Source organism: Desulfurella sp., from assembly GCF_023256235.1.
GTDB lineage: Bacteria > Campylobacterota_A > Desulfurellia > Desulfurellales > Desulfurellaceae > Desulfurella.
The window spans coordinates 43,445-49,413 of record NZ_JAGDWY010000023.1; the positions used below are offsets into that span (position 1 = coordinate 43,445).

Consider the following 5,969-nt stretch of genomic DNA (forward strand, 5'->3'; position numbering starts at 1 on the left):
GTAAAAGGCATAAAAGATCAGATGAATGTGTTTGCTGCATCGATTGAAGAAATGAGCGGCAATCTAAAATCCATGACAGATCACCTTATGTCAATCAATACCGACTTTGAGCAATTTAACAAAAATAATGCTGCTTTACAATCCAAGATAGATGAGCGTAATAAAGATATAACAGAAAAAAAAGAAAACCTAAGTGCATTTGTAGAAAGTATAAAAAACTTAAGTGTTTCATCAGAAAAAATTAGCGAAGTAATTGGTTCAATATCAGATATTGCTTCACAAACAAACCTGCTTGCATTGAATGCTGCTATTGAAGCTGCACGTGTGGGAGAAGCTGGCAAAGGTTTTGCGGTAGTTGCAGATGAGATTAGAAAACTTGCAACAAAAACAGATAATATGACAAAAAATATTAATAAAATTCTTGATACATTTAATAGCAAAATAGAAGAAGCTGTTGAAAATGTAGAAAATGTCAACAATTTTTTAGAGACGCTTGCAAATGATTTTAATGAATTTGCAGGTTTGTTTAGTCAATCTCAAAAAGAATCAAATTCTATTGGTGAAGCTTTAGCTCAAAACTCATTAGCTATAAGTGAGCAAATAAAAGTTGTGGATGATTTGGCTTACAGAATAAATATTATTTATACAGCACTGGAAAAAATTGTTCATGTAATTACTACTATGGTTAATGTTAATAAAAAAATAGAAAAGATGATAAAATTTTAGGGGGGCCAATGGAGAGTTTTAATTCGGAGTATACTCAGGCTGTAGGATTTAATTTAGAAAATGAGACATATGGTATAGATATACTGAATGTATCGGAAATAATTAAACCTATAAATATAACTTTTATCCCAAATACACTGGATTTTGTTCTTGGTGTTATAAATCTAAGAGGTAAAATTATTCCTATAGTTGATTTAAACAAAAAATTTTTTGATAAATTTAAAGATATAACTCAAGATAGCAGAATAATAGTGGTTTCTGTCGAAGATAACACTGTAGGTTTCCTTGTAGATAGAATAAAAAAAATATATCATATAAACAATCAAAATATAGAAAACTCTCCAGAAACCGTAAATGAAAATATACAAAAGTATATCAAAGGCGTAGGCAAGCTTGATGAAGCTTTGGTTATTTTGCTTGATGTAAATACCATACTAAAAGAAGGTGGGTATAAGTCATGAACGATGAATTGAAAGAAGTTTTAAGAGTAGGTGAAAACAGGGTTGAGTTTGTTGATTTTAGAATGTTTGAAGATAGATCAGGTTACATTAAAGAAAACATTTACGGTATAAATGTAGCAAAGATAAAAGAAATAATTAAATATCCAGATCCAAAAGAAATAATTAGCGTTCATGGCAAATCTGATGTATTAGAAGGTATGATTAATTTGAGGGGAGAGGTAATTCCAATTGTAAATTTAGCTAAATGGCTAAATATAAAAGAACCCCAGGATCCATCAATTGCTAAAAATAAAAAAATTATTGTGGCAAATTTTAATAATGTGACGGTTGGATTTATAGTTCATGAAGCAAAAAGGATAAGAAGATTTGCCTGGAGCGATATAAAACCACCCAATGATGTGTTATCCAGCCAGTACGACAATAAAATTATAGGCACGATAAACAATATAGACGATGAAGACAAAGATAAAGTTTTGCTTATAGTTGATTTTGAAAAGATTTGTGAAGAACTTGGCATATTTGGAACAGAAAATGTACAAAGAATAGAAAAAGATATGTCAAATGTTAAAATTTCAAGAAAAGCCAATGTTTTAATAGCAGATGATTCATCTATTGCAAGAAAGATTATAAAAGAAGCTATAAAACCTATAACAGAAAAACTCTACGAAACAAAAGATGGTCAGGAAGCCTGGGAGCTTTTAAATACACTTTATGAATCGTCCAATGGAAATATTAAATCCATGGTAGATTTGGTGATTACTGATGTGGAAATGCCAAACATGGATGGTTTTACGCTGACAAAAATGATAAAAGAAGACCCAAGATTTGAATCTTTGCCTGTTGTTGTTAATACTTCGCTATCCGGTGGCGCTAATTTAGCAAAAGCAAAATCTGTAGGAGCTGATGATTTTTGTACAAAATTTATTGCAGAAGAGTTTGTAAGAGCTGTTACAAACAATGTTAAATAGGTTTTAAAAATGTCAACAATCAGTGCAGATTGGATAAATCCTTTTATATTAGCTACTACAGAAATTTTTAAAGATATAGTAGGTGTTGAACCCAAATTATCAAAACCATACGTGAAACAAACAGATGAACCACTTTTTGATATAAGCGGCATCATTGGTATAACTGGTGAAGCAATAGGTTCAATAGCTTTTTCTTTACCTAAACAAACTGCATTAAAAGTAGTGTCAAGATTTATTGGAGAAGAGGTGCTTGGACTTTCTTCAGATACAAGAGATGCAATAGGAGAGCTAACAAACATAATAGCGGGCAGAGTGAAAAAGATTTTCTATGAAAAAAAGATTCATATTAAAATCTCTGTACCAAATGTTATTGTAGGCAAAGAACATACTATTAGTTCAGCCAAAGGTATACCTACAATAGTTATACCGTTTGAAAGTGAGCTTGGAAGTTTTGCCATACAAGCATCATTAAAGAAGGCTTAAAAATCGGAGGGGACAATGAGTACTCAAGACGAAATTGATAAACTACTTGCCAGTTTTAATTCAGCAAAAAAAGAAGATATTGAAAATATTCTGGATAAGTTTGAAGAAAATAACCAAAAAAAGCTTAAGGAAGAAACTTTTGAAGAATCAACTGTAAAAACTCAACAAAAAGAGTCAGAAAATATTGAACACCTTCAAGGCGTGATTTATCCCCAGGAAGACCACAGGGTTGTAGACAAGCTTGATGAAATAACAAAAGAAAGCGAAGAAAAGGTAAATCGATTATTTGAGTTGCTTGAAAATGCTGTAAGCAGAATTGATGCTATGGATGCGGAATTAAAAAAGATTAAGCCTTACCTTGATGAACATAAAAAATTTATGGATCTTTTTATTAGTGCATTTCCAAAAGCAGCAGTAAAGCAAAATTATGAATATTTCACAAATGTATTAAAAATTTTTGATGAAATTCAAGCAACACACGAAGAATTAAAAAATTACATATTTGATTCTATGGATTTATTGCAATTTCAGGATATTACAAGGCAAAAGATAGAAAAAGTAATAAGCGTAATTCAGGCTTTGCATGAGTATTTAAACAACTGGTTTTCATCAGGTAAAAAAGTTAGAGCTCGTGTCGCAAAAACAATTGTAGATGAATCTAAAAAAGATCAGATTGACAAAGAAGTAGATGATATAGTAAAGAGGTTTCAAAAGGGGGAGATTAAATGAAAATTATTACAATTGATGATTCTTCTACTATGAGAAGAATTATTAAAAATACACTATCTCGTATAGGATACGGTAGTGATGTATTGGAAGCAGAAGATGGCAAGCAAGCACTTGATATTCTATCTCAAACAAAAGTTGATCTTATTATAACAGATTGGAATATGCCAAACATGGATGGGTTAACCTTTGTCAAAAAAATACGCAGTATGAAAGAGTGGGATGATGTGCCTATTATTATGGTCACAACGGAAGCAGCAAAAGAAGATATACTAGAAGCACTAAAGGCAGGCGTCAATAATTACATTGTAAAACCTTTTACGCCAGAAGTATTAAAAGAAAAAATAGAAGTTGTTATGGGTTTAAAGTAAAATGGACAACTTTTTTGACTTTACTTTAGATGAACTTCAAGAGTATATGTTAAATTTGGGATTAGAAAAGTACAGAGCAAAACAGCTATTTAGCTTTATATATGCTAAAGGTTTTGATGACTTTTTAAATATCAGTGTTTTAAAAAAAATAGACAGAAAACTTTTAAGTGAGAGATTTTTAATCCCAAAACTTGATTGTATTACAACAAAGGATTCTGATGGTACAACAAAAATTTTATTTAAGTTATTTGATAACCAAGCCGTAGAATCCGTTTTGATTCCAATGAAAGAAGGTAAAAACACTATATGCGTTTCTACTCAAGTGGGATGTAAAATGAACTGTAAATTTTGTGCTACAGCAAAGCTAGGATTTATTAGAAATTTACAAGCATGGGAAATTGTTTATCAAGTATGGTATATTTATAATTATATTAAAAAGACAACACATAAAACGCCAAATATAGTATTTATGGGTATGGGAGAGCCACTTGATAATTACCACAATACAATAAAAGCTATTAAGATACTTAATAATGAATTTGGTTTGAGCATATCAAAACGTCGCATAACACTATCAACCTGTGGCGTTGTTCCAAAAATTGAAATGCTAAAAAAAGATTTAGCTTACATTAATCTTGCAATATCATTGAATGCAGCCGATAATTTTAAACGGAGTTATTTGATGCCCATTAACAATACTTATCCACTGGAAGAATTAATAAATTCTGTAAAAGATTTTCCTATGCCGGAGCGTAAAAGACTGACATTTGAATATGTGATGATTAAAGATTTTAATGATAAACAAGAAGATATAAAGAATTTGATCAAGTTACTAAAGCCAATCAGGTGTAAAATAAATTTGATACCTTTAAACAAACACATTTTTACAGATAAACTATTGCCCAGTGATGATAAAACAATAGAAGAATTTGCTCAGCACCTAAGAGATAAAAATATGTTTGTTACTGTAAGAAAATCTAAAGGCGAATCAATTAATGCGGCTTGTGGTATGCTTGTAGCTGCAATGCGCTAATGCAATAGAAATGGCATCAGACACATCAAGGGGTAAGTTGTCTAATTTTTTGTTAAATGTTTTTTCAATGATAAATTTTAGCTGGGTTTTTGAAGCAGCTCCATAACCAGATATCGCCTGTTTTATCTCTCTTGTTGAATAATGAGCAACGTTAATATTAGAAAGCTTTATAGCAGCAAGTATTGCACCTTTTATTTCACTAAGTTTCAAAGACGATTTGATGTTTACAGAATAAAATACATCCTCAACCGCAGCTTCGTTAATATTATGATTTTTAATTACTTCTTGAGTTTTTAAAAAAACTGCATATAACTTATCATCAAAATTCTGTATCTTTTGTAAACTAATAAAATCGTATTCGAATGTCTTATTTAAGCAGTCCACTATACCAAAAGCTGTGGTTTTACTACCCGGATCTATTCCCAGTATTATCATCAAATTTTCTGTTGGATGGTAAAACTCTTCTTGCACCAACAAACCTTTTTAGAAAATAACCATCTAAAGGCGATATTACTACGCCAGTATTTTGATTTAATGCAGATATAAATTTATCATCCCCAATATATATTCCAACATGAGAAGGATAAGTCCCTGGATATGTTTGAAAAAACAATAAATTTGGATAAAATGAAAGAAAACGCGGAAAAACAAAAAGAAGCCTTGGAAGTGAGTAAAAACGTTATTTTTTCATTACCGGAAACAATTACGAAATGGCAGATAAGAGGAATTTCTTATTTATTGAATCAAGGAATAACAGAAATTTCTCAAGACGAATTAGATAAACAAACTTTTAAAATGATTTCAAAAGAAGAAATAGAAGATTTTGAAAAACTAATAAAAGAAACAGAAGACAAACTTGAAGAGTTAAAAAAAGTTAAGTTTTCTGGAAACCTTGAAGTAATGATGATGACATCAGTTGAAACTTTAAGAAAGTTTAAACACTCATACGAATCTTTTAAAAATAAATGGCTTTCTTATAATAAAGGTGTTTAATTGGTTGCTTTAAATTCGTTTTTAAAATATATTTCTAACGAAAAAGTTAGTTTATATATTATTCCTATACTTTATGGTATTTTTATAACCTATGGTCTTTATTTATTTTCATTGAGTTGGAAACCACTTAACTTTATAATTTATGAGATTGTTGCATTTTTAAGTATTTTTATACTTATGTATTTATTGAAAATATTTTTTATTAAAA

General features: G+C 30.0%; 11 protein-coding genes. 9 read left to right on the forward strand and 2 right to left on the reverse strand.

All coding sequences use genetic code 11. From position 1 onward, the window contains the following. From Q0C22_RS02440 to rlmN, 7 genes are all read left to right on the forward strand, one after another. The coding region (locus tag Q0C22_RS02440; protein ID WP_291490485.1) for a methyl-accepting chemotaxis protein at positions 1-726 on the forward strand (726 nt) is incomplete at its 5' end. 8 nt (positions 727-734) lie between these two features. Continuing rightward, the gene (locus Q0C22_RS02445; protein WP_291490486.1) at positions 735-1,187 is read left to right on the forward strand and encodes a chemotaxis protein CheW; all 453 of its coding nucleotides are present in this window, start codon (positions 735-737) and stop codon (positions 1,185-1,187) included. Beyond that, the gene (locus tag Q0C22_RS02450; protein WP_291490487.1) at positions 1,184-2,155 is read left to right on the forward strand and encodes a chemotaxis protein; all 972 of its coding nucleotides are present in this window, start codon (positions 1,184-1,186) and stop codon (positions 2,153-2,155) included. Before Q0C22_RS02445 ends, Q0C22_RS02450 begins: the two co-directional genes overlap by 4 nt. 9 nt (positions 2,156-2,164) lie before the next feature. Next, complete coding sequence (locus Q0C22_RS02455; RefSeq protein WP_291490488.1) at positions 2,165-2,638, forward strand: chemotaxis protein CheX; 474 nt, start codon at positions 2,165-2,167, stop codon at positions 2,636-2,638. 15 nt (positions 2,639-2,653) lie between these two features. Beyond that, a complete protein-coding gene (locus Q0C22_RS02460) occupies positions 2,654-3,367 on the forward strand; it encodes a hypothetical protein (protein ID WP_291490489.1) in 714 nt (237 codons plus the stop codon). Continuing rightward, positions 3,364-3,735 (forward strand): response regulator, encoded by a 372-nt coding sequence (locus Q0C22_RS02465; RefSeq protein ID WP_291490490.1) that lies wholly within the window; start codon positions 3,364-3,366, stop codon positions 3,733-3,735. The genes Q0C22_RS02460 and Q0C22_RS02465 overlap by 4 nt, the downstream gene beginning before the upstream one ends. A 1-nt stretch (position 3,736) precedes the next feature. Then, positions 3,737-4,768 carry a 23S rRNA (adenine(2503)-C(2))-methyltransferase RlmN gene (gene rlmN, locus Q0C22_RS02470; protein WP_291490491.1) on the forward strand — a complete coding sequence of 344 codons (1,032 nt, stop codon included), beginning with the start codon at positions 3,737-3,739 and terminating at the stop codon, positions 4,766-4,768. Here the strand turns inward: rlmN and ruvC are convergent. Further along, positions 4,724-5,239, reverse strand: coding sequence for a crossover junction endodeoxyribonuclease RuvC (gene ruvC, locus Q0C22_RS02475; protein ID WP_291490492.1), 516 nt, complete (start codon positions 5,237-5,239; stop codon positions 4,724-4,726). The two genes, rlmN and ruvC, sit on opposite strands and share 45 nt — an antisense overlap. Beyond that, positions 5,175-5,381, reverse strand: coding sequence for a C40 family peptidase (locus tag Q0C22_RS10415; protein ID WP_367172086.1), 207 nt, complete (start codon positions 5,379-5,381; stop codon positions 5,175-5,177). Before Q0C22_RS10415 ends, ruvC begins: the two co-directional genes overlap by 65 nt. On the opposite strand from Q0C22_RS10415, the gene Q0C22_RS02480 reads away from it, so the two are divergent. Both Q0C22_RS02480 and Q0C22_RS02485 read left to right on the forward strand, forming a co-directional pair. Then, entirely contained in the window at positions 5,366-5,761 is a 396-nt protein-coding gene (locus tag Q0C22_RS02480; RefSeq protein WP_291490493.1) for a hypothetical protein, read from the forward strand. The genes Q0C22_RS10415 and Q0C22_RS02480 overlap by 16 nt on opposite strands. After that, positions 5,762-5,969: hypothetical protein (locus Q0C22_RS02485; RefSeq protein WP_291490494.1), on the forward strand; the 208-nt coding region annotated here is incomplete at its 3' end.